This is a genomic window from Streptomyces sp. NPDC026538 (genome assembly GCF_055567535.1).
Genome location: NZ_JBVHQG010000005.1, coordinates 178,485 through 199,417 on the forward strand (window position 1 = coordinate 178,485; position 20,933 = coordinate 199,417).

The 20,933-nt window shown below is 70.5% G+C and carries 23 protein-coding genes; 9 read left to right on the top strand and 14 right to left on the bottom strand.

Annotated elements, in window-relative coordinates; all coding sequences use genetic code 11:
* Position 1: 1 nt before the first annotated feature.
* Complete coding sequence (locus ACZ4N4_RS21275; protein WP_450754424.1) at positions 2 to 757, bottom strand: decaprenylphospho-beta-D-erythro-pentofuranosid-2-ulose 2-reductase; 756 nt, start codon at positions 755 to 757, stop codon at positions 2 to 4.
* Positions 758 to 772: 15 nt separating this feature from the next.
* Positions 773 to 2,173 carry an FAD-binding oxidoreductase gene (locus ACZ4N4_RS21280; RefSeq protein WP_467590948.1) on the bottom strand — a complete coding sequence of 467 codons (1,401 nt, stop codon included), beginning with the start codon at positions 2,171 to 2,173 and terminating at the stop codon, positions 773 to 775.
* 150 nt (positions 2,174 to 2,323) lie between these two features.
* Here ACZ4N4_RS21280 and ACZ4N4_RS21285 point away from each other — a divergent pair, with 150 nt between their 5' ends.
* The 4 genes from ACZ4N4_RS21285 to ACZ4N4_RS21300 are packed head-to-tail and all read left to right on the top strand — an operon-like array spanning position 2,324 to position 5,314.
* Positions 2,324 to 2,848 (top strand): phosphatase PAP2 family protein, encoded by a 525-nt coding sequence (locus tag ACZ4N4_RS21285; RefSeq protein ID WP_467590951.1) that lies wholly within the window; start codon positions 2,324 to 2,326, stop codon positions 2,846 to 2,848.
* Positions 2,845 to 3,999, top strand: a complete 1,155-nt coding sequence (locus tag ACZ4N4_RS21290; RefSeq protein WP_467590954.1) for a decaprenyl-phosphate phosphoribosyltransferase — start codon at positions 2,845 to 2,847, stop codon at positions 3,997 to 3,999. Before ACZ4N4_RS21285 ends, ACZ4N4_RS21290 begins: the two co-directional genes overlap by 4 nt.
* On the top strand, positions 3,996 to 4,421 hold the full coding sequence (locus tag ACZ4N4_RS21295; protein ID WP_467590957.1) for a GtrA family protein: 426 nt from the start codon (positions 3,996 to 3,998) through the stop codon (positions 4,419 to 4,421). The genes ACZ4N4_RS21290 and ACZ4N4_RS21295 overlap by 4 nt, the downstream gene beginning before the upstream one ends.
* Positions 4,409 to 5,314 carry a YihY/virulence factor BrkB family protein gene (locus ACZ4N4_RS21300; RefSeq protein WP_453568965.1) on the top strand — a complete coding sequence of 302 codons (906 nt, stop codon included), beginning with the start codon at positions 4,409 to 4,411 and terminating at the stop codon, positions 5,312 to 5,314. The genes ACZ4N4_RS21295 and ACZ4N4_RS21300 overlap by 13 nt, the downstream gene beginning before the upstream one ends.
* On the opposite strand, the gene ACZ4N4_RS21305 is transcribed toward ACZ4N4_RS21300, so the two are convergent.
* Positions 5,262 to 6,560, bottom strand: a complete 1,299-nt coding sequence (locus ACZ4N4_RS21305; protein ID WP_467590961.1) for a D-alanyl-D-alanine carboxypeptidase family protein — start codon at positions 6,558 to 6,560, stop codon at positions 5,262 to 5,264. The two genes, ACZ4N4_RS21300 and ACZ4N4_RS21305, sit on opposite strands and share 53 nt — an antisense overlap.
* A gap of 91 nt (positions 6,561 to 6,651) precedes the next feature.
* Between ACZ4N4_RS21305 and ACZ4N4_RS21310 the strand changes: the two genes are divergently transcribed.
* The 3 genes from ACZ4N4_RS21310 (at position 6,652) to ACZ4N4_RS21320 (ending at position 9,183) form a co-directional block, all read left to right on the top strand.
* Positions 6,652 to 6,891 carry an SCO4848 family membrane protein gene (locus ACZ4N4_RS21310; RefSeq protein WP_360487833.1) on the top strand — a complete coding sequence of 80 codons (240 nt, stop codon included), beginning with the start codon at positions 6,652 to 6,654 and terminating at the stop codon, positions 6,889 to 6,891.
* Between the two features lie 251 nt (positions 6,892 to 7,142).
* The gene (locus tag ACZ4N4_RS21315) at positions 7,143 to 8,699 is read left to right on the top strand and encodes an ABC transporter substrate-binding protein (RefSeq protein WP_453568961.1); all 1,557 of its coding nucleotides are present in this window, start codon (positions 7,143 to 7,145) and stop codon (positions 8,697 to 8,699) included.
* Between the two features lie 61 nt (positions 8,700 to 8,760).
* On the top strand, positions 8,761 to 9,183 hold the full coding sequence (locus ACZ4N4_RS21320) for an ATP-binding protein (protein WP_453379403.1): 423 nt from the start codon (positions 8,761 to 8,763) through the stop codon (positions 9,181 to 9,183).
* Positions 9,184 to 9,217: 34 nt separating this feature from the next.
* Here ACZ4N4_RS21320 and ACZ4N4_RS21325 read toward each other — a convergent pair whose 3' ends face one another.
* Complete coding sequence (locus tag ACZ4N4_RS21325) at positions 9,218 to 10,651, bottom strand: sensor histidine kinase (protein ID WP_467590966.1); 1,434 nt, start codon at positions 10,649 to 10,651, stop codon at positions 9,218 to 9,220.
* The gene (locus ACZ4N4_RS21330; protein ID WP_360487851.1) at positions 10,648 to 11,337 is read right to left on the bottom strand and encodes a response regulator transcription factor; all 690 of its coding nucleotides are present in this window, start codon (positions 11,335 to 11,337) and stop codon (positions 10,648 to 10,650) included. The genes ACZ4N4_RS21325 and ACZ4N4_RS21330 overlap by 4 nt, the downstream gene beginning before the upstream one ends.
* A gap of 175 nt (positions 11,338 to 11,512) precedes the next feature.
* On the opposite strand from ACZ4N4_RS21330, the gene ACZ4N4_RS21335 reads away from it, so the two are divergent.
* Positions 11,513 to 13,921 (top strand): MMPL family transporter, encoded by a 2,409-nt coding sequence (locus tag ACZ4N4_RS21335; protein WP_467591802.1) that lies wholly within the window; start codon positions 11,513 to 11,515, stop codon positions 13,919 to 13,921.
* 21 nt (positions 13,922 to 13,942) lie between these two features.
* Here ACZ4N4_RS21335 and ACZ4N4_RS21340 read toward each other — a convergent pair whose 3' ends face one another.
* The 4 genes from ACZ4N4_RS21340 to ACZ4N4_RS21355 all read right to left on the bottom strand — a co-directional run bounded on the left by ACZ4N4_RS21340 (position 13,943) and on the right by ACZ4N4_RS21355 (position 16,087).
* Entirely contained in the window at positions 13,943 to 14,674 is a 732-nt protein-coding gene (locus tag ACZ4N4_RS21340; protein ID WP_467590969.1) for a TetR/AcrR family transcriptional regulator, read from the bottom strand.
* A 9-nt stretch (positions 14,675 to 14,683) separates the two neighbouring features.
* The gene (locus ACZ4N4_RS21345; RefSeq protein WP_453568957.1) at positions 14,684 to 15,178 is read right to left on the bottom strand and encodes a thiol-disulfide oxidoreductase DCC family protein; all 495 of its coding nucleotides are present in this window, start codon (positions 15,176 to 15,178) and stop codon (positions 14,684 to 14,686) included.
* Positions 15,175 to 15,582, bottom strand: a complete 408-nt coding sequence (locus tag ACZ4N4_RS21350; RefSeq protein ID WP_453568956.1) for a hypothetical protein — start codon at positions 15,580 to 15,582, stop codon at positions 15,175 to 15,177. Before ACZ4N4_RS21350 ends, ACZ4N4_RS21345 begins: the two co-directional genes overlap by 4 nt.
* Before the next feature lie 94 nt (positions 15,583 to 15,676).
* Entirely contained in the window at positions 15,677 to 16,087 is a 411-nt protein-coding gene (locus ACZ4N4_RS21355) for a VOC family protein (protein ID WP_453568955.1), read from the bottom strand.
* 136 nt (positions 16,088 to 16,223) lie between these two features.
* Here ACZ4N4_RS21355 and ACZ4N4_RS21360 point away from each other — a divergent pair, with 136 nt between their 5' ends.
* On the top strand, positions 16,224 to 16,700 hold the full coding sequence (locus ACZ4N4_RS21360) for a hypothetical protein (protein WP_453568954.1): 477 nt from the start codon (positions 16,224 to 16,226) through the stop codon (positions 16,698 to 16,700).
* A 16-nt stretch (positions 16,701 to 16,716) separates the two neighbouring features.
* On the opposite strand, the gene ACZ4N4_RS21365 is transcribed toward ACZ4N4_RS21360, so the two are convergent.
* From ACZ4N4_RS21365 to ACZ4N4_RS21385, 5 genes are all read right to left on the bottom strand, one after another.
* A complete protein-coding gene (locus ACZ4N4_RS21365) occupies positions 16,717 to 17,496 on the bottom strand; it encodes a succinate dehydrogenase iron-sulfur subunit (protein WP_453568953.1) in 780 nt (259 codons plus the stop codon).
* Complete coding sequence (gene sdhA, locus ACZ4N4_RS21370) at positions 17,496 to 19,250, bottom strand: succinate dehydrogenase flavoprotein subunit (RefSeq protein ID WP_453568952.1); 1,755 nt, start codon at positions 19,248 to 19,250, stop codon at positions 17,496 to 17,498. The genes ACZ4N4_RS21365 and sdhA overlap by 1 nt, the downstream gene beginning before the upstream one ends.
* 19 nt (positions 19,251 to 19,269) lie before the next feature.
* The gene (locus tag ACZ4N4_RS21375; RefSeq protein ID WP_453568951.1) at positions 19,270 to 19,752 is read right to left on the bottom strand and encodes a succinate dehydrogenase hydrophobic membrane anchor subunit; all 483 of its coding nucleotides are present in this window, start codon (positions 19,750 to 19,752) and stop codon (positions 19,270 to 19,272) included.
* Between the two features lie 5 nt (positions 19,753 to 19,757).
* Complete coding sequence (sdhC, locus tag ACZ4N4_RS21380; protein WP_043406142.1) at positions 19,758 to 20,138, bottom strand: succinate dehydrogenase, cytochrome b556 subunit; 381 nt, start codon at positions 20,136 to 20,138, stop codon at positions 19,758 to 19,760.
* A gap of 188 nt (positions 20,139 to 20,326) precedes the next feature.
* A complete protein-coding gene (locus ACZ4N4_RS21385) occupies positions 20,327 to 20,899 on the bottom strand; it encodes a 2-oxo-4-hydroxy-4-carboxy-5-ureidoimidazoline decarboxylase (RefSeq protein ID WP_467590976.1) in 573 nt (190 codons plus the stop codon).
* Positions 20,900 to 20,933 lie beyond the last annotated feature (34 nt).

Genomic DNA, 20,933 nt, shown 5'->3' on the forward strand with positions numbered 1-20,933 from the left:
ACTAGATCGGCAGTCGTCGGAACACCGACCGTGGTGCGTGGCGCAGCGCCGACATCACCACCCGCAGCGCCCCCGGCACCCACACCACCTCCGAGCGCCTGCGCAGCCCCGTCTCGATCGCCGTCGCCACCGCTTCCGGGGTCGTGGCCAGGGGCGCCTCCGCCAGCCCGGCCGTCATCCTCGACCGCACGAACCCCGGCCTTACGACCATCACGTGCACGCCCGTCCCGTGCAGCGCGTCGCCCAGGCCCTGGGCGAACGCGTCCAGGCCCGCCTTGCTGGAGCCGTAGATGAAGTTGGAGCGCCTCGCCCGCTCCCCGGCCACCGAGGACAGCACCACCAGTGAGCCGTGGCCCTGTGTCTGCAGGGCCCGCGCGCAGACCAGGCCCGCCGAGACGGCGCCCGTGTAGTTGGTCTGCGCCACCCGCACGGCCTGCACCGGCTCCCGCTCGTCGGTCGCCTGGTCGCCCAGGACGCCGAAGGCGAGCAGCACCATGTCGATGTCGCCCTCGGCGAAGACCTTCCCGAGAGCGGCTTCGTGGGACTCGGGGTCGAGCGCGTCGAAGGGGACGGTGCGGACGTCGGCGCCGAGCGTGCGCAGATGTCCGGCGGCGTGGTCGAGGGCGGGGGAGGGGCGGCCGGCCAGCCAGACCGTGCGGGTGCGGCGGGCGATCAGCCGGCGCGCGGTGGCCAGCGCGATCTCGGACGTACCGCCGAGCACGAGCAGGGACTGGGGCATTCCGAAGGCGTCCTTCATGACAGCGATCAGCTCCTAGAGGCCGAGACGGCGGGACAGGTCGGAGACGAACACCCCGCGCGGGTCCAACTCCGCACGCAGGGCGCGGAAGTCGGCGAGCCGTGGATACATCGCGGCGAGCAGGTCGGGGCGGAGCCGGGCGTCCTTGGCGAGGTAGACACGGCCGCCGGCGCCCGCAACCTCCTCGTCCAGTTCGTCGAGGAACACGCCGAGGCCGGGCAGCGCGGCCGGGATGTCGAGCGCGAGGGTCCAGCCGGGCAGGGGGAAGGAGAGCCAGCCGGGGTCGGCGTCGCCGAAGCGCTTGAGGACGGCCAGGAAGGAAGGGCAGCGGCGCTCGGAGATACGGGCCACGATCCGGCGCAGGGCGTCCTCCTGGCCGTAGCCGACGACGAACTGGTACTGCACGAAGCCGCCGCGGCCGTAGACGCGGTTCCAGTGCGGGACGCCGTCCAGGGGGTGGAAGAACGCGGAGATGCGCTGGAGTTGGCCGGTACGCGCGCGTGGCGCCTTGCGGTACCAGAGTTCGTTGAAGAGACCGACGGAGGTGCGGCCCAGGAGGCCCTCGGGGACGAACGCGGGGGCGGCCGGGAGCCGACGGGGGCGGAAGGCGAGTGGTGCACGCCCGGCGCGCGAGTCCTCGCCGAGCGCCTCCCGGGGCGCGTGGTCGCCCCGCGTGAGCACCGCGCGCCCGGTCGCCGCCCCGCGCGCCAGCAGGTCGATCCAGGCGACCGAGTAGCGGTAGCGGTGGTCCGTGGTGGTCAGGCGGTGCATCAGGTCGTCGAGGTCGGTGGCGCGTTCGGTGTCGACCGTCATGTACGACGTCTCGACCGGGAGGAGGCGGATGGTCGCCGTGAGGATCACTCCGGTCAGACCCATGCCGCCGGCCGTCGCGTCGAACAGCGGGGTGCCGCGGCTCACCGTGCGGACCTGGCCGTCCGCGGTGAGGAGTTCGAAGGACAGCACGTGACGGGAGAAGGATCCCGAGACATGGTGGTTCTTGCCGTGGATGTCGGCGCCGATCGCGCCGCCCACCGTCACCTGGCGGGTCCCCGGGGTCACCGGGACGAACCAGCCGAGCGGCAGCAGCACCTCCGTCAGGCGGTGCAGGGAGACTCCCGCGTCGCACAGGAGGGTGCCGCCGTCGGCGTCGATGGCGTGGATGCGGTCGAGGCCCGTCATGTCGAGCACGGCGCCGCCGGCGTTCTGCGCCGCGTCCCCGTACGCGCGCCCCAGGCCCCGCGCGATGCCGCCGCGTTCCCCGCAGCTCCGGATCGCGTTCGCCGCCTCCTGGTACGTCCGGGGACGGATCAGGCGGGCGGCGGTGGGGGCGGTGCGGCCCCAGCCGGTGACGGAGACGGTGGTTCCGGGGGGTGCGGACTCGGCGGGACCTGCGGGCCCGCCAGGCTTTCCAGGCATAAGGACGACCGTATCGCTGCCGTATGGGTGTTATGGGTGCTATTGGTGATTGGTTACGGAAGATCACCTGACTCCCCGAAACGGGTGATTATCGGAATGTCGCTCAATATGGTCGTAGCTTTGGCGGGGTCAAGGTGAACAGTGAGTCCAATGGACGACATGGACCACCGGATCCTCTCCGCGCTGCACGCCTGCGGTGCCGATCCACGCGTCGCGTCGGCCGCGCGCGGTCTTTCCGTCGCCGGTGAGCACGGCGCGCTCTGGCTCGCGGCCGGCCTCGCGGGGGCCGCCGTGGACGGCGCGCGACGCGGCGCCTGGTTGCGCGGAACGGCGCTCGTCGCGGGCGCGCACCTCGGCAGCATGGGCGTCAAGCGGATCGTGCGCCGTGCGCGCCCCGCGCATGTGCGGCCGCGGGTACGTACCGCGGGCCGGCACTCCTTCCCCAGCTCGCACGCCACCTCCGCCGCGGCAGCCGCCGTCGCCTTCGGGGCGCTCGGCGCGCCCGCCCTCGCGCCCCTGGCGGCCGCCATGTGCCTCTCCCGGCTCGTCGTCGGTGTGCACTACCCGTCGGACGTCGCCGCGGGCGCGGCCCTGGGGGCGCTCACGGCGCGCGCCGGGGCGCGGTGGATGCGTGGGGGAGTGTTGGATGTCGCGTGCGCGGGGAGGCGTGGATGACCGAGACCGCGCACGCCGCCACCGAAGCGACCGCCGACTCCATCGAAGCGTCGGCCGGTGCCACCGAAGCGACGGCCGACGGCACTGCTGAAACGAATCTGCACGAGCAGCGCGGCCACCCCGCCCGGCCGCACGAACCTGCGCCCGGTCCGACGACCGTATCGGCGCCCGGTCCGACGACCGTATCGGCGCCCGGTCCGACGACCGGACCGGCGTGCGCGCCGACGAGCGGACCGGCGCACGGACCGGTGTGCGCGCGGGTCACCCCCGGCGGTCTGCTCAAGGGCCTGCTGAAGACCACCCGCCCCAAGCAGTGGGTCAAGAACACCCTCGTCATCGCCGCCCCGGCCGCCGCCGGGCGGCTCTTCGCCACGCACGCGCTCCTCACCCTCACCCTCACCTTCCTCCTCTTCACGGCCTGCGCCGCCGCCGTCTACCTGATCAACGACGCCCGGGACGCGGACGCCGACCGCGCCCACCCCACCAAGTGCCGCCGCCCGGTCGCCGCTGGCCAGGTCCCGGTTCCCGTCGCCTACGTGGCAGGAGGCGTCCTGGCGGTCCTGGGACCGCTGCTCGCGGCTCGGCTGACCCCGCCCCTCGTCCCGGCCCTCCTGATCGCCTACCTCGGCATGCAACTGGCGTACTGCGTCGCCCTGAAGCACGTCCTGGTGGTCGACCTCGTCGTCGTCACGACCGGCTTCCTGATGCGGGCGGTGATCGGCGGGGTCGCGCTCGGCATCCCGCTGTCCCGCTGGTTCCTGATCACCACCGGCTTCGGCGCGCTCTTCATGGTGTCGGCCAAGCGCTACTCCGAGGCCGTGCAACTGGCAGGGAAAGCGGGCGCCACGCGCGCGCTGCTCACCGAATACACCACCGGCTACCTCCGCTTCGTCTGGCAGCTCGCCGCCGGGGTCGCCGTCCTCGCCTACTGCCTGTGGGCCCTGGAAGGCCACCGCACCCCCGCCGCGGGCCTGCTGCCCTGGCGTCAGCTGTCCATGGTCGCCTTCATCCTGGCGATCCTGCGCTACGCCGTCTTCGCCGACCGGGGCACCGCCGGCGAACCCGAGGACGTCGTCCTGCGGGACCGGGCCCTCGCGCTGATCGGCCTGGCCTGGCTCGCGATGTACGGGCTCGCGGTGGCCCACTGGTGACCGCGCACCAGCGCGAGCTGATCGGCTTCGCGGCCGTCGGCCTGCTCGCCTACACCGCCGACCTCGCCCTCTTCAGCTGTCTGCGCGGCCCGGCCGCCCTCGATCCGCTCACCGCCAAGGCCCTGTCCTTCCTGGCGGGCTGCACGGTCGCCTACGTCGGCAACGCGCGCGGCACCTATCGCAACGCGCGCCTGTCGGGGCTGCGCCCCTACGCCGTCTTCGTCGCCGTCAACCTCGCAGGCGCCCTGGTCCAGTTGCTCTGCCTCGCTGTCAGCCACTACGGTCTCGGCCTCACCTCGCAGCGCGCCGACACCGTCTCCGGCGCGGTCGTCGGCATGGCGCTTGCCACGGTTCTGCGCTTCTGGGGTACCCGTACATTTGTCTTCCGCGCGGAGGGCAGAGTCGGATCATGGACTGGCTGAGAAAACTTCCCGTCGTCGGCCCGCTCGTCGGCTGGCTGATGCACACGCACGTATGGCGGTCGTACGAGCGGCTCGACCGGGTGAAGTGGGCCCGGCTGGCCGCCGCCATGACCTTCATCAGCTTCATCTCGCTCTTCCCGCTGCTGACCGTGGCCGCCGCGATCGCCGCCGCCACCCTGAGCGAGTCACGGCAGCACACCCTCGAAGGCAAGATCGCGGACCAGTTCCCGGGGATCTCCGACCAGCTGGACATCAACTCGCTGGTGCAGAACGCCGGCACGGTCGGTCTCATCGCCGGTGCCGTCCTGCTGTTCACCGGCATCGGCTGGGTCGGCCAGGTGCGGGACTGTCTGCGCACGGTGTGGGAACTGCCCGACAAGGACCAGAACCCGATCGTCGCCAAGGCCAAGGACGCCGGCATCCTGATCGGTCTCGGCGGCGCGCTGATGGTCACCCTCGCCGTGTCCGCGGTCGCCACGGCGGCCGTCGGCTGGACGGCGGGACAGCTCGGCATCGACCAGCACAGCTGGGGCAGCCTGCTGCTGCGGATCATCGCGTTCGTCGTCGCGGTGGTCGCCGACTTCCTGGTGCTGCTCTACCTCCTCACCCTGCTGCCCGGGGTCGAACCGCCGCGCCGCCGCCTGCTGGTCGCGGCGCTGATCGGCGCGGTCGGCTTCGAACTCCTCAAGCTGCTGCTCAGCGGCTACATCCAGGGCGTTGCCACGAAGAGCATGTACGGCGCGTTCGGCGTGCCGGTCGCCCTGCTGCTGTGGATCAACTTCACCTCGAAACTCGTCCTGTTCTGTGCCGCCTGGACGGCGACCGAGAGCGGCACCGAGGTCACGGACGAGGCCGCCGACGTACCAGATCCGGCAGCGGCCAACGGCGGTTGACCAGGAACGCCGCGCCCACGAGCAGCACCAGCGCCCCGCCCGCGATCCCCAGCGCGACCCCGACCCCGCTGGAGCCGTCGGTGGAGGCGGCGGCCACCGGCTTCGACCCGGACTTCTTCCCGGAACCGGAACCGGAGTCGGAGTCGGAACCCGACCCGGAGGACGAGGCGGTCGTCCCCGGCTGCACACTGGAGTCCACCGCTCCCTTCGGCGGGACCAGCTCGCCCACCGGAGTCACCTTGCCGGCCGCCTGGAAACCCCAGTCGAAGAGCTGGGCGGTCTCCTTGTAGACCTCGTTGTGCTCCTTCTTCTCCGGGTTCATCACCGTGACCAGCAGCACCCTGCCGCCCCGCTCCGCGACCCCGGTGAAGGTGGCGCCCGCGTTGGTGGTGTTGCCGTTCTTCACGCCAGCGATGCCCTGGTAGACCGGCACGTCGGTGTCGCCGCTCAGCAGCCGGTTGGTGTTCTGGATCTCGAAGGACTGACGCACCGACTTGCCCTTGGCGTTCTTCGTCGTGTCCCCCGGGAACGCGGCCCGCACGGTCGAGCAGTACTCCCGGAAGTCCTTCTTCTGCAGTCCGGACCGGGCGAACAGCGACAGGTCGTACGCCGAGGACACCTGGCCGGCCGCGTCGTACCCGTCCGGGCTCACCACATGCGTGTCCAGCGCCTGGAGGTCGTCGGCGTGGGACTGCATGTCCTTGACGGTCTGCTCGACACCGCCGTTCATCGCGGACAGCACGTGCACGGCGTCGTTGCCGGAGCGAAGGAAGACACCGAGCCAGAGGTCGTGGACCGTGTAGGTCTGGCCCTCCTTTATCCCCACCAGGCTGGAACCGGCGCCCATGCCCGCGAGGTCGGTCGGCACCACCTTGTGCGGGGTCGACTTCGGGAACCGCGGCAGCACGGTGTCCGCGAACAGCATCTTCAGGGTGCTCGCCGGGGGCAGCCGCCAGTGCGCGTTGTGCGCGGCGAGCACCTCGCCCGACTCGGCGTCGGAGACGATCCAGGAACGGGCCGTGATGTCCTTCGGCAGCACCGGCACCCCGGCGGCCAGATCGACCTGAGTACCGGGCTGCCCGAGCCGAGTGCCGCCGACCGACGACATGCGCGCCGGGGGAGTGGCCGACGGACTGGTCGAGGGCGTGGGCGCGGCGAGCGCGGCCGGCGCGGTGAGCGACAGGGACAGCAGGGCGGCGGAGGCGACCAGCAGAGACCGGCCGGCAGGGGACTTCGGAGCGGACACGGACGAGAACGTACCCGGCACGGAGGGCGAAGTCCCGCCACCGACCCCACCCCGGACACGGAACCGGACAGCCGACGGCGATACTGAACCCATGAAGCTCAGCCGCCCGGTGTCCTGGTTCCTGCTCGCGTTCGGAGTGTGGTCTTGGTTCATCTGGATCACTTTCATCAAGAACTTGGTCAAGGACGGCAGTGGGCTCGCCTTCGACGACGGCCACCCCACGGCCTACTTCTGGGTCCACCTGACGCTGGCCGTCGTGTCCTTCGTATTGGGGACGGTCATCGGGGGCATCGGGTTGCGCGGAGTACGCGCACTGCGCCGAACGTCATAGCAAGAGGGACGCCTGCCGCGGTCGTCGAACCGGCGTCGGAGCGGGTCTGAACTCCGGGTGCCTGTGGAGAGGCTGTGAAATCCCGGGGAAACAAGCGCTCGGTAAGTTCTTCCTCATCTAGCCAGATCACTCTTCCCCCACATGAAACTCCTGTGGTTAGGTGAGCCGCGTCACTTAGGGGAGTGGCACTTGTGGAGGGCCTGGGTAGGGCCTGGAACGGGTCCGTGAGGGCCCTGGGGAGGGCACCAACCATGCGATCTGTTCGCATGCGGATTCTCGTGACGCTTGTGGTACTGGCGATCGTGGGGATCGGCGGCTGGCAGCTGCTGCCGTCGCAGGAGAACAAGAACAAGACGATCACCGTCGGCACGACCGACGCCGTCACCGCGCTCGATCCGGCAGGCGCCTACGACGCCGGTTCGTGGGCGTTGTTCAACAACGTCTTCCAGTCACTGCTCAGCTTCGAGCCGGGCGGTGTCCAGCCGGTCCCGGACGCGGCCCAGAGCTGTGACTTCACGGACACCGGTCTGCAGACGTACCGCTGCGTCATCCGGGACGGGATCACCTTCCCGAGCGGCCGGGCGATGACCGCCGAGGACGTGAAGTTCTCCTTCGACCGGGTCAAGAAGATCAACTCGGACGTCGGTCCGGCCTCGCTGTTCTCGACGCTCTCGTCGGTCACCGCCTCCGGCAAGACCGTGACCTTCCATCTGTCGTCCGCGGACGCGACGTTCCCGTTCAAGGTGGCCACCGGCGCCGGTTCGATCGTCGACAAGGACAAGTACCCGGCGAACAGCCTGCGTACCGACAACTCGGTGGACGGCACCGGCCCGTACCGCCTGACGTCGTATACGAAGGGCAAGCAGGCGGACCTGCAGCCCAACGGTGACTACAAGGGCGACCTCGGCGGCACCGGCCGTCCCATCAAGCTGGACTACTACGCCGACTCGGCCAAGCTCAGCAGTGCGTACAAGGCGAAGCAGATCGACGTCGCCACCCGCACGCTGCCGCCGGCCATGGTGTCCAAGCTCTCGCCGAGCGACCCCGACCAGCGCGTGACGGAGTCCGACAGCGCCGAGACCCGTAACCTGTACTTCGACACCCGTAAGAACTCCGCCCTGCACGACGTCCTGGTCCGCCGTGCGCTGGCCTGGCTGGTCAACCGCGAGCAGCTGGCCGCCACCGTGTACGACGGGACGGTGGAGCCGCTGTACTCGCTGATCCCGACCGGTCTCACCGGCCACACCACGTCCTTCTTCGACGAGTACCCCTCGCAGAGCGTCGCCAAGGCGAAGGCGCTGCTGGAGCAGGCCGGCGTCAGCCTCCCGGTCGAGTTCACCTTCGGCTACGGCATCGGCCACGGCGCGGGAGCCGAGGAGGCCGCCGCGCTGAAGAAGCAGTTGGAGGTGGGCGGCCTGTTCAAGGTCGACGTCAAGGGGTACGAGTGGACCGACTTTCAGAAGTCGTGGGCCACGGGCAAGATGGACGCCTGGGCGGTCGGCTGGGTCGCCGACTACCCCGACCCGGACACCTTCGGCGCCTCCCTGGTCGGCAGCGACTCGGTGATGAGCACCGGCTACAGCAACAAGGCCGTCGACCACCTCATCCAGGACAGCCAGCAGTACGCCGACCGTGCCCGCGTCGACGCGGACTTCCGTAACATCCAGACGGACGTCGCGAACGACGTGCCGCTGATCCCGCTCTGGCAGCGCACGGACTACGTCGTCAGCAGCGAGGACGTGGGCGGCACCCAGTACCTCACGGACAGCACGGGCCTGTTCCGCCTGTGGAGTCTGGACTGGATCTGACGGGGGCGGACACCCGGCGCGGCACCATGTGACGGAGGTGTGCGTGGGGTGAGGAGCAGACGTGCTGAGACGCAACTCCTTCCGGCTGCCCCGGCATCCGGCGTCCGTGGGCCTGGCCCGGCACCGGGTCCGGGACCATCTGGCCGACTGGGGCCACGGCCCGGACGACCCGGCGGTCGGTGACGCCGTGCTCCTGGTGTCCGAGCTGGCCACCAATGTCGTACGCCACGGCCCGCTGCTCGAGCGGGAGTTCGAGGTCGCGGTGACGGCGCTGGCGGACGGCTCGTGCCTGATCGAGGTCTCCGACGAGGGCCGGGTGGAGCCGCGGCTCCGGATCGTCCGGGAGGACGACGAGGCAGGCCGGGGTCTGCACCTGGTGGAGACGGTCGCGGCGGCGTGGGGGGTATGGAGCAGGGGCTCCCACGGGAAGACGGTATGGGCGCTGGTTCTGGCCGGTTCCCAGCACCAGTGCCCCGGCACCTGAACCTCACCCGCTCCTCACCCCGTCTCGCCCCTTCTCACCCGCACCTCAACGTCACCGTCACGGCCAGCCCCTCCCCGGGCGAGGTACTCACCGCCACCTCCCCGCCATGGGCGTCCACCACCCCCTGCACGATCGCCATTCCCAGCCCGCTCCCCTCCGCACTCCCCACCCGGAAGAACCGGTCGAAGATCCGCGCCGCGTCCTCCTCCGCCAGTCCGGGCCCCTCGTCGGCGACACAGACCCGCACCACCCCGTCCGACCGCTCCACCCCCAGCCGTACCGCCGCCTCGACCGGCGTGTGGGTACGGACGTTGGCCACCAGGTTCCCCAGTACCTGCCGCAGCCCCGACTCGTCGGCCCGCACCAGCACCGCCCCCTCGGCGCTCACCGCGACCCGCCGCGCCGGCTGCTGGGCCCGCAGATCCTCCGCCGCGTCCCGCACCAGCCGGCTCACGTCGACGTTCCGGAACCGGATCTCGGGCCGCTGGTCGAGCCGCGCCAGCAGCAGCAGCTCGTCGACGAGCCGGCCCATCCGGTCCACCTCGCCGTGCATCCGGTCCCAGGCCCGCCGCCGCTCCCCGGGCTCGCGCAGCATCCCCTTGTCGTACAGCTGGAGATAGCCGCGGATGGCGGCGAGCGGCGTCCGCAGCTCGTGCGAGGCGTCGGCGACGAACCGGCGCAGCTGGGCCGCGCTGCGCTCGCGGGTCCGGTACGCCGTCTCCACCTGGTGCAGCATCGAGTTGAGGGCCAGCCGCAGCTGCTCGACCTCCTCCGTCGGATGCTGGCTCGACGGCACCCGGCGGGTCAGGTCGCCCTCGGCGATCGCCGACGACGTCTCCACCATGTCCTCCAGCGGCAGCAGACAGCGCCGCGAGCTGAACATGGTCAGGCAGGCCAGCAGTGCCAGCAGCAGCGCGCCGACGGCGAAGTCGAGCCGGAGCGCCTTGGCTATGCCCTCGTGCAGCAGCTCGGTCGAGGTGGCCAGCAGGATGTAGGGGCCGTCGGCGAGCCGGGTCGCCGTCACCCGGTACATCGCGCCGTGCACGGTGACGTCGCCCGGGTCGGGGGCGGCGGCGAGGGCGCGCGGGTCGTGCACGGCGGCCGCCAGTCCGCGCTGGGCCTCGGTCGGCGCCATGTCGAAGACCTCGACGGCGCTGCCCTCGGTGTCGACCACGGTGAAGATCGAGCCCGGTGCCGGGTCGGACTCGGCCGGTACGACCCGGTCGCGGATGACGCCGAGCGTGCCAAGCGAGTCGACCTGCCGCAGGGTGAGCCCCGAACTCCCCAGCGAGGTGCGCATCTTGAGCAGCGAGGAGTCCACCTGGTCGAGCAGGTACAGTCGCATGCCCATGATGCTGATCGTGGTCGCCGCCACGATGCCGACGGCGAGCAGGCCGACGTTGGCGAGGGTCAGCTTGCCGCGCAGTGAGTGCATGCCGTGCCGGTGCCGGCGTTTCCCGACGTTCATGCCAGGCCGTATCCGACGCCCCGCCGAGTGGTGATCACCGGCGCTCCCAGGGCGTCCAGCTTGCGCCGCAGATAGCTGATGTAGGTCTCCACGACGGTCGACTCGGACGGCACGTGCTCGTACTGCCAGACGTGTCTGAGCAGTTGCTCCTTGGGGACGATCCGGCCGCCGTTGCGCACCAGGAAGCGCAGCAGCGCGTACTCGGTCGGGGTCAGCTCGACCGTACGGCCGGCCCGGTGCACCGAGTACGTCGTCTCGTCCAGTTCCAGGTCGCCGTAGCGCAGCGGCGGGCGCTGCTGGATGACGTCGGCCGGGCGGGTGCGGCGCAGCACCGCGCCGATCCGGGCGACGACCTCGTCGATGTTGAACGGCTTGGTGATGTAGTCGTCGCCGTAGCCGAGCGCGCCGACTATCTCGGCGGGGGCGTCCCGCGCGGTCAGGAAGACCAGCGCCAGGTCCGGCTGCCGGGCCCGCAGTTCACGTGCCAGGGCCCGGCCGTCCCCGTCCGGCAGCATCACGTCCAGCAGGGCCGCGTCGGGGCGGGTGCGCTCGGCCAGCGCCAGGGCGTCCCGGACCGTACCGGCCGTCATCACCTCGAACCGGTGGTAGCGCAGGGCGATGGCGAGGACGTCCGCGATGCTCGGCTCGTCCTCCACGATGAGCACGGTGCTGCCTGGAGCCGTCATGCCCCCAGTATCGGCGCGACCGCCGACAGCCGGGGGCGCACAGCTTTGGAGTTCCTTGAGAGTCATGCGCGCCCCGTGTCCGGGCGTGCCCGTCGCCGCCAATCCTGGTGCCCAGGACCTGGGGGACCAACCGACCGAACCGACTTGATCAAAGGAGCTGTTGAGCGTGACGGCATTGGCACGGTGGTGCTATCGGCACCGGCTGGTGGTCCTGTTGCTGTGGGTGGGGGCGCTGTTCGGCGTGGGCTTCTCGGCCTCGACGGCGGGCACGGACTACGCGAACGTCTTCTCCCTCCCCGACACGGACTCCAAGAGTGCGTACGACCTGATGCAGAAGGCCTTCCCGAACACCTCGGGCGACACGGACACCGTGGTCTGGAAGGTCACCGACGGTTCCGTCAGGGACCAGGCGGTCCGCGGCCGCGTCCAGCCGGCCCTCGACACGATCGCGAAGCTGACCGGCGTCGGCGCGGTCACCAGCCCCTACGAAGGCGCCCGGGGAGCCGCGCAGATCAGCCAGGACGGCAAGATCGCCTACGCCCAGCTCACCTTCGTCCAGCGGGCGAACGAGATCCCCAAGGACGTCGTCCAGAAGGTCGTCGACACCGCCCAGGCCGCCGAACGCAGCGGTCTGCAGGTCGAGCTGGGCGGCCAGGCCATCCAGCGCGTCCAGGAGCCGCCGCAGGGCCTCTCCGAGATGGTCGGCATCATCGCGGCCGCGGTCGTCCTCTTCCTGGCGTTCGGTTCGTTCTTCGCGATGACCCTCCCGATCGCGATCGCGGTCTTCGGCGTGGGCATGGGCCTGTTCTCCACCCAGCTCCTCAGCCACACCACGAACATCCCCGACATCGCCCCGCTGCTCGCCTCCCTGATCGGCCTCGGCGTCGGCATCGACTACGCCCTGTTCATCGTCACCCGGCACCGCCGGGGCATCCTGCGCGGCATGGAGCCCGAGGAATCGGCGGTCACCGCCCTCAACACCTCGGGCCGGGCGGTGCTGTTCGCGGGCGGCACGGTCTGCATCGCGCTGGCCGGCATGCTGGTCACCCGGCTGCGGTTCCTGGACGGCGTGGTCATCGGCACCTCCCTGACGGTGGTGCTCAGCGTCCTGGCCGCGACCACCCTGCTGCCCGCCCTGCTCGGCTTCCTCGGCCCGCGCGTCCTCAGCCGCCGCCAGCGCCGCCGGCTGGCCGCCGAGGGCCCCGAACCGGAGAGGGCGAGCGGCCTCGCGGCCCGCTGGTCGGTGAACGTCGAGAAGCGCCCGAGGCGCATCGCCGCCCTCGCCGTGGTCGTCATGGCGATCCTCGCCATCCCGGTCCTGTCGCTGCGCCTCGGCGCCACCGACCAGGGCAACGACGACGCGTCCACGACCACCAGGAAGGCCTACGACCTGCTAGCCGAGGGCTTCGGTCCCGGCTTCAACGGCCCGCTCCAGGTGGTCAGCGCGGGCGGTGACACGGCGAAGCTGGTCCAGGGCATCGAGGCGACCTCCGGAGTCGCCCGGGCCGCCGCGCTGCCGCCCGCGCGGGGCGTCACCGTCATCCAGGTGATCCCGACCACCTCCCCGCAGTCCAAGGAGACCGACGACCTCATCGACACCCTCCGCGACCGGGTGATCCCGCAGGCGGGCGCCCAGGCCCACGTGGGCGGCGTGACGGCGGTCTCCAAGGACTTCGCCTCGGTCACCGGCGACCGCCTGCCGCTGTTCATCGCCACGATCATCGGCCTGGGCTTCCTGCTCCTCCTGGTCGCCTTCCGCTCCCTGGTGGTCCCGCTGACGGCGGCGGTGATGAACCTGATCGCGGCGGCCGCCTCCTTCGGCGTCCTGGTCGCGGTCTTCCAGTGGGGCTGGGGCCTGGACCTGCTGGGCCTCGGCAAGGAGGGCCCGATCAACGCGTTCCTCCCCGTCATCATGCTGTCCCTCCTGTTCGGCCTCTCGATGGACTACCAGGTGTTCCTGGTGAGCCGGATGCACGAGGAGTGGGTGCACACGAGGGACAACGCGCGGGCGGTCCGGGTCGGCCTGGCCGAGACCAGCCGGGTCATCAACAGCGCGGCCCTGATCATGGTCTGTGTCTTCCTGGCCTTCGTCCTGAGCGGCGACTCGGGCGCGGCGATGGCGGGCGTGGGTCTGGCGGCGGCGGTGGCGCTCGACGCGTTCATCCTCCGTACGGCACTGGTCCCGGCGGCGATGCATCTGCTCGGCACGTCCAACTGGTGGCTGCCGGACTGGCTGGAGAAGCGGCTGCCGCATCTGGCGGTGGAGCCGTCGGAGGAGGCCGCCCCGGAGCCCGCCGAGCCGACCGGCCCGGCCACGGCGATCCACGGTTTCGTCCGTACCGCGGACGGTGACCCGGTGGAGGACGCGTCGGTGACCCTGATGTCCAAGGGCGGCCGCCAGCTGGACCGCGTGACGTCCCTGGCGGACGGCTCCTACATCCTCTCGGTCCCGGCGCCGGGTTCCTACCTGCTGGCGGTGACGTCGACGGCGTACGGCTCCCGCGCCCGGCACGTGGTGGTGGCGGAGGGGCCGCTGGTGTACGACGTGGAACTCACCGGGGACGAGGTGGACGCGGTCAACTAGCCCCCGCGGATCTCGTGGACGTCAAGGCCTGCCCGACGGATCCGGCAGCACCCGGGTCATTCCCGGCAGGAAGTCCGTGAAGAGTTCGTGCACCTCCAGCACGAGCGGTCGTAGCACCCGGAACCGCGCGAGGGAGACGCCTCGCGCGGTCAGCCGGGCCCCCCGCTCGGCGAGCCGGTAGCTGCGCTCCCGGCCCTCGGTCCGGTCGAAGATCCAGTACAGGACCAGGCCCATCTGCGAGAGCCACATCAACTCGGGCAGGACGTCCCGCAGTTCCGGGGCGACCTTGGTCTTCGCTCCCGCCAGCACCTCCCGGTGCACGCTGATCGCCTCCACGCGCGCGTGCTCGCTCTCCGGGGAGAACGGGCTGAGCGGGCTGTCGGGGTCGGCGGCGTTCTTGAAGAAGTGGACCGCGAACTCGTGGTAGGGCCGGGCGATGTCCAGCCACACCTTGAGGACGCCCGCGAGCCGTGCCTCCAGGTCGGTCTCCCGGTCCAGGACCTCGCGGACCGCCACCCGGTGCTCGGCGGCGAGCTGGTCGTAGAAGCCCTGGATCAGGTGTTCCTTGCCGGCGAAGTAGTAGTACGCGTTGCCGACGGAGACCCCGGCCTCCGTGGCGATGGCCCGCATGGTGGTCTTCTCGTAGCCGCGCTCCCGGAACAGCCGCATCGCCGTCTCCAGGATCAGCGCGCGGGTCTGCTCGGACTTGCTCGGCGTATCGGCCTCGACGGGACCGTCGTTCTTCGCGGACACGGACAGAGCCTAACGAGTGGCGCAGACGCCGTCGGCACAGCCCGGAGGGTCGTACACCCACCCGAGCCCGGGGTCGTATGTCCACCCGTCCTCGCGCCGGTAGACCTTGCCGCCCCACTGGGCGCCCCGCCACCGGGCGGCGGCGAGCACCGCGCCCCGGGCCAGCCGGGCTCCGGCCGGGGTGCTCAGCTTGTGGGCGAGCGGCCGGTGCTCCCGCAGTGCCCACAGGACGACGATCCAGGCGGCGGTGGACCGGTAGACCTGTCCGGAGTCGCCGACGACGGTGACCTCGTCCAGGGTGGCGGAGTGGTCGAGCCCGGGGAATCGGGCACGGGCCTCGTCCGACGCCGCCGGGACCAGGGTGAGCGGTACCAGCTGCGGCTGGCGCCCGAGCCAGTCGCGCAGGTGGGTGCAGAGGGTGCACTCGGCGTCGTAGAGAACGGTGAGCCCGCGGACCGGGACGCGCGCGGCGCCCCGGTCGTGGGTGGCCGGCACGGTGCTCACGCCCCGGCCGCCGGCGCGGTCCAGCCCTGCGGCGGAACGGGCGGGAGCTGTTCCTTCTCCATGACCCCGCGCCGCCGTATCCGGTTGAGGACGTACACGTTGCCGAGGTGCATCGCGCCGAGCACCAGCAGCACGACACCGAGCTTGGCCGACAGGGCCTCGAAGATCCCCCGGGTGTCGTCGACGGTGTTGTTGGTGTGCAGGTACAGCGCGACGAAGCCGAGGTTGACGAGGTAGAAGCCGACGACCAGAAGGTGGTTGACGGCGTCGGCGAGCTGTTCGTTCCCGTGCAGTACGTCGGAGAGGAAGATCCGCCCGTTGCGGCTGAGCGTGCGGGCCACCCAGATGGTCAGTCCGATGCTGACGAGCAGGTAGATGACGTAGGCGATGACCGTGCGGTCCATGCCCCACCCCTTCTTGAACGCGTTCAAAACGCTGACAGGGATGACTGTAGACCTGCTTTTGAACGTGTTCAACTCAAAGGCGGAGTGACCCCGTTCACGCCCGCCGCGCCAACTCCGGCCGCTTGCTGTAGTCGGTGAACCCGAGGACGTTCCCCCAGGGGTCGGCGATCTCGACGGTCCATCCGGTGGCGACGGAGAACGGCGCGTCGAGCACGGCGATCCCGGCCTCGGCCAGCCGCCGCGCCGCCACCCGCGCGTCCGGCACCTCCAGCCACAGCCGCGGCGCGGCCCACACCGGTGCCCGCCGTCCCAGTCCGGCCTCGGCCCGCAGCAGGATCCCGGGCGTCTCGCCCCCGACCTTCAGCAGGGCGATCCCGCCCTCGTCGAACCGGAACCCGACCGTGAACCCGGCCCGCTCGTAGAAGCCGACGGCATCCGCCAGATCCCCGACGGGGAACAGCGCGTTGTCGAACCCGAGCAGTTCGTACGACTCGTCATCTGACATGCGATCAGATTAGGTGCGGAGATGACACTTGTGGTGCGGGCAGACCGCGGGGTCACTCATTGGGCCGAGACGGCGCCCGCCGCCTCGCTACGCTGGGCGGCCGTCGGCACGGCGGCTGCGTAGAGGGGGGGCGGAAATGACTCCGGGGACAGAGGCCTTCTTCGGCGAGGTGCGGGTGGCCTTCGCCGAGGTCGCGGAGCGACTGGGGCTGGACGGGCCGGGTGCGGGCGAGCCGGACCGGCATCTCGCGGTGGCCACCTACACCGGGTCCGGAGTGACCTACCAGGTGGTCCTCGGCCTGTGGCAGGGCGACCTCGAGATCCACGCCTGCCGGGAGACCGCCTCGACCGTGTGCAAGGTCGGCGTCGCGGGACTGGCCCGCGCGGCGGGTGTCGTGGACCGCCGGCGCGGCGTCTCCTTCGGGGCTCGCAGCCTCCGGCAACTGCGCAGATCCCTCACCGGCCAGATCCGTTACGTCGAACTCGTCCACCCCCTGGTCTCCGGCGCCCCGGACCCGGCCCTGGCCCTGATGCGCGCGGCGGGCGCCAGGGAGTGGCACAGACCTGCCGGAACACCGCAGGGCCCGGTTTCCCGAACGGAAACCGGGCCCTGAGGCAGGGGCGTGGAGATCAGAAGCGGCGCGTGATGAGCGCTCGCTTCACCTCCTGGATCGCCTTGGTGACCTCGATGCCGCGCGGGCAGGCGTCCGTGCAGTTGAAGGTCGTGCGGCAGCGCCACACGCCGTCGCGGTCGTTCAGGATCTCCAGGCGCTGCTCGGCCGCCTCGTCACGCGAGTCGAAGATGAAGCGGTGCGCGTTGACGATCGCCGCCGGGCCGAAGTACTGCCCGTCGTTCCAGAAGACCGGGCAGGACGAGGTGCACGCGGCGCACAGGATGCACTTCGTGGTGTCGTCGAAGCGCTCGCGGTCCTCGGCGGACTGCAGACGCTCGCGCGTCGGCTCGTTGGTGTCGTTCGTGATGAGGAACGGCATCACGTCCCGGTACGCCTGGAAGAACGGCTCCATGTCGACGACCAGGTCCTTCAGGACCGTCAGGCCCTTGATGGGCTCGACCGTGATCGGCTTCTCGGGGTTGATGTCCTTGATCAGCGTCTTGCAGGCGAGGCGGTTCTTGCCGTTGATCCGCATCGCGTCCGAGCCGCAGATGCCGTGCGCGCAGGAGCGGCGGAAGGTCAGCGTGCCGTCGACGTCCCACTTGATCTTGTGGAGGCCGTCGAGGACGCGCTCCTTCGGGTCGATCTCCAGCTGGAAGTCTTCCCAGACCGCCTCGGCCGAGACCTCCGGGTTGAACCGGCGGACGCGGAAGGTGACGGTGATGTACGGGGAGTCGGCGAAGCCGGGCTCGGGCCGGCCGGCCGCGTCCGCCTTCTCCAGGGTCGGGGTTGCCATCAGTACTTACGCTCCATCGGCTGGTAGCGGGTCTGGACGACCGGCTTGTAATCGAGACGGATGGACTCGGCGCCGTCGTCGCCCACCTCGCGGTACGCCATGGTGTGGCGCATGAAGTTGACGTCGTCGCGGTTGGGGTAGTCCTCGCGGTAGTGACCGCCGCGCGACTCCTTGCGGGCCAGCGCGGAGACCGCCATGACCTCGGCCAGGTCCAGCAGGTTGCCGAGCTCGATGGCCTCCAGCAGGTCGGTGTTGAACCGCCTGCCCTTGTCCTGGATCGAGACGTTCAGGTAGCGCTCGCGGAGCTCCGCGATCTTCTCCACGGCCGTCTTGATCGTCTGCTCGGTGCGGAACACCATGACGTTGGCGTCCATGGTCTCCTGCAGCTCCCTGCGGAGCGTGGCGACCCGCTCGTTGCCCGTCGAGGTGCGCAGCCGGTCGATCTGCGAGACGACGAACTCGGCCGGGTTCTCCGGCAGCTCCACGTAGTCCGCGGTGTGGCTGTACTCCGCCGCCGCGATGCCGGCCCGACGGCCGAACACGTTGATGTCCAGCAGGGAGTTCGTGCCCAGCCGGTTGGCGCCGTGCACCGACACACAGGCGACCTCGCCGGCCGCGTACAGGCCCGGCACCACCGTGGTGTTGTCGATCAGCACCTCACCCTCGACGTTCGTCGGGATGCCGCCCATCGCGTAGTGCGCGGTGGGCTGGATCGGGATCGGGTCCGTGTACGGCTCGATACCGAGGTAGGTGCGCGCGAACTCGGTGATGTCCGGGAGCTTGGCGTCCAGCTGCTCCGGCGGGAGGTGGGTGAGGTCGAGGTAGACGTGGTCGCCCTCGGGACCGCAGCCGCGGCCCTCCCGGATCTCCGTGTAGATGGACCGGGAGACGACGTCACGGGACGCGAGGTCCTTCATGACCGGCGCGTACTTCTCCATGAAGCGCTCGCCGTCCTTGTTGCGGAGGATGCCGCCCTCACCACGGGCGCCCTCCGTCAGCAGGATGCCCATGCGCCAGATGCCGGTCGGGTGGAACTGGAAGAACTCCATGTCCTCCAGCGGCAGACCCCGGCGGTACACGGCGGCCTGGCCGTCGCCCGTCAGCGTGTGCGCGTTCGACGTCACCTTGAAGAACTTGCCGGTGCCGCCGGAGGCGTAGATGACGGCCTTCGCCTGGAAGACGTGGATCTCACCGGTGGCCAGCTCGTAGGCGACGACACCGGCCGACTTCTTGACGCCGTCGACCTCGGTGATCAGCTGGTCCAGGACGTAGAACTCGTTGAAGAACTCCACGCCCTCCTTGACGCAGTTCTGGTACAGCGTCTGGAGGATCATGTGGCCGGTGCGGTCGGCCGCGTAGCAGGACCGGCGGACCGGCGCCTCGCCGTGGTTGCGGGAGTGACCGCCGAACCGGCGCTGGTCGATCGTGCCGTTGGGCGTCCGGTTGAACGGCAGGCCCATCTTCTCCAGGTCGAGGACGGCGTCGATGGCCTCCTTCGCCAGGATCTCGGCGGCGTCCTGGTCGACCAGGTAGTCACCGCCCTTGACCGTGTCGAAGGTGTGCCACTCCCAGTTGTCCTCCTCCACGTTGGCCAGCGCGGCGGCCATACCGCCCTGCGCGGCGCCCGTGTGGGAGCGGGTGGGGTAGAGCTTGGTCAGGACCGCGGTGCGGCTGCGCTTCGTCGACTCGATGGCCGCGCGCATGCCCGCGCCACCGGCGCCGACGATGACGGTGTCGTACTTGTGGATCTTCATGATTCTCGCAGCCCCGTGCCTAGCGGATGTTCGGGTCGAAGGTGAAGATCACCAGCGTGCCCAGCAGGATGGTGAACACCGTGGCGGTGTAGAGCAGGCCCTTCAGCCACAGCCGCGTGTTCGCGCGCTCCGCGTAGTCGTTGATGACCGTGCGCAGGCCGTTGGCGCCGTGCAGCATCGCCAGCCACAGCATCAGGAGGTCCCAGACCTGCCAGAACGGCGAGGCCCAGCGGCCGGCCACGAACGCGAAGCCGATCTTCGACACGCCGCCGTCGAGCACCAGCTGGATCAGCAGGTGGCCGAGGACCAGGACGACCAGCACGACGCCGGACAGCCGCATGAACAGCCAGGCGGCCATCTCGAAGTTGCCCCGGGTGGACTTCGGGGACTTCTTGGTGCGCTTGCGCGGCGCCTCGATGAGGGGGGCCGGGTTGTCGACGTTGAAGAGGGGGGCGCCCTCGACGGGGCCGACGCCGGCTGCGGGGGTTTCAGTGGTCGACATCTGCGTCAGCTCCCGAACAGGACACGAGCGGCGTGGCCGAGAACGGGGTAAATGGCCCCGGCCATCAGGACGACCCAGACACCGACGACCGTCCAGAGCATCTGCTTCTGGTAGCGCGGGCCCTTCGACCAGAAGTCGACGGCGATGACGCGCAGGCCGTTGAGCGCGTGGAAGAGGATGGCGGCCACGAGGCCGTACTCCAGCAGCGCGACGATCGGCGTCTTGTACGTGGCTACGACCTTGTCGTAGTCCTCTGGGGAGACACGGACGAGAGCGGTGTCCAGCACGTGAACGAACAGGAAGAAGAAAATGAGGACGCCGGTGACTCGGTGAGCCACCCAGGACCACATTCCTTCCCGGCCGCGGTACAGCGTTCCAGCCGGCACGGAAGTCCCTCCGGGAGCGGGGATTGGGGCCGCGCCGGCTTGGTGTCGGTCGGGCCCGGCCGGGTACGGTCCACCGGCCCCCAGCATCGTAGCGATGCGGTGCGGCTGGGCTTACGCCGGGCCTACCGGTGTGATCAAAGTGGCACGCGTATGGGTTAGCCGGGCGGCATCCGGGGTGGGGGGTCCGGTTATTTGCCGGGTGCGGGAGCGTTGGGGCTGGCCGCGCCCCGCGGCGGAGCCGCTGATGTACGCAGCCCCGCACCCCTCAGGTAGCTCGCCAGCCGTTCCCTTGCCAGGCACCGAAGCTCATCGGCGGCCACGACCCGCTCTTCCTCCGGATCGTTTGTCAAACGTGACCGGATGCCTTCCAGGACGCGGTCCAGGGACTCGCCCGGGGATGTGTCGCCCAGGGAGATGACGAACACATGTCCGAACTTGGCCTCGTAGGCCGCGTGGGCCGCGGTCAGGGCCGTGTGGGCCGCCGAGTAGGTGTCCTCGGGCAGCTCGGGGAGGCACTCGCCCGCCAGGGCCTCGGCGAGGTCTGCCGGGGACAGGTCGTAGGCCGCCTCGTCCGCCGCCGCCAGCAGGGACTCCATGTCCGGGTAGGGGCGGTGGTCGGCGAGTCGCCGGGACCAGCGCGGGCTGCGCAGGCAGTGCAGGAGCAGGGCGCCGACCTCGTCGTCCGGGGCGGCGTTGAACGCGTCCAGCGGAGTGGGGAGCTGGGGCGGGCGGTGGGCGGGCAGCGTGGGTCCTCGCGTCACATGCGGTATGGCAGGGGATGCTGTGAGAGATGTG

What these genes read in the sequence shown, in the direction of transcription:
- ACZ4N4_RS21350 (WP_453568956.1), bottom strand. Translation starts at nt 15,582, where the DNA reads ATGGACCGCACGGTCATCGCCTACGTCATCTACCTGCTCGTCAGCATC.
- ACZ4N4_RS21310 (WP_360487833.1), top strand. Translation starts at nt 6,652, where the DNA reads ATGAAGCTCAGCCGCCCGGTGTCCTGGTTCCTGCTCGCGTTCGGAGTG.
- sdhA (WP_453568952.1), bottom strand. Translation starts at nt 19,250, where the DNA reads ATGAAGATCCACAAGTACGACACCGTCATCGTCGGCGCCGGTGGCGCG.
- ACZ4N4_RS21325 (WP_467590966.1), bottom strand. Translation starts at nt 10,651, where the DNA reads ATGAACGTCGGGAAACGCCGGCACCGGCACGGCATGCACTCACTGCGC.
- ACZ4N4_RS21330 (WP_360487851.1), bottom strand. Translation starts at nt 11,337, where the DNA reads ATGACGGCTCCAGGCAGCACCGTGCTCATCGTGGAGGACGAGCCGAGC.
- ACZ4N4_RS21375 (WP_453568951.1), bottom strand. Translation starts at nt 19,752, where the DNA reads ATGTCGACCACTGAAACCCCCGCAGCCGGCGTCGGCCCCGTCGAGGGC.
- ACZ4N4_RS21280 (WP_467590948.1), bottom strand. Translation starts at nt 2,173, where the DNA reads ATGCCTGGAAAGCCTGGCGGGCCCGCAGGTCCCGCCGAGTCCGCACCC.
- ACZ4N4_RS21275 (WP_450754424.1), bottom strand. Translation starts at nt 757, where the DNA reads ATGAAGGACGCCTTCGGAATGCCCCAGTCCCTGCTCGTGCTCGGCGGT.
- ACZ4N4_RS21285 (WP_467590951.1), top strand. Translation starts at nt 2,324, where the DNA reads ATGGACGACATGGACCACCGGATCCTCTCCGCGCTGCACGCCTGCGGT.
- ACZ4N4_RS21315 (WP_453568961.1), top strand. Translation starts at nt 7,143, where the DNA reads ATGCGATCTGTTCGCATGCGGATTCTCGTGACGCTTGTGGTACTGGCG.
- ACZ4N4_RS21360 (WP_453568954.1), top strand. Translation starts at nt 16,224, where the DNA reads ATGACTCCGGGGACAGAGGCCTTCTTCGGCGAGGTGCGGGTGGCCTTC.
- ACZ4N4_RS21300 (WP_453568965.1), top strand. Translation starts at nt 4,409, where the DNA reads ATGGACTGGCTGAGAAAACTTCCCGTCGTCGGCCCGCTCGTCGGCTGG.
- ACZ4N4_RS21290 (WP_467590954.1), top strand. Translation starts at nt 2,845, where the DNA reads ATGACCGAGACCGCGCACGCCGCCACCGAAGCGACCGCCGACTCCATC.
- ACZ4N4_RS21355 (WP_453568955.1), bottom strand. Translation starts at nt 16,087, where the DNA reads ATGTCAGATGACGAGTCGTACGAACTGCTCGGGTTCGACAACGCGCTG.
- ACZ4N4_RS21365 (WP_453568953.1), bottom strand. Translation starts at nt 17,496, where the DNA reads ATGGCAACCCCGACCCTGGAGAAGGCGGACGCGGCCGGCCGGCCCGAG.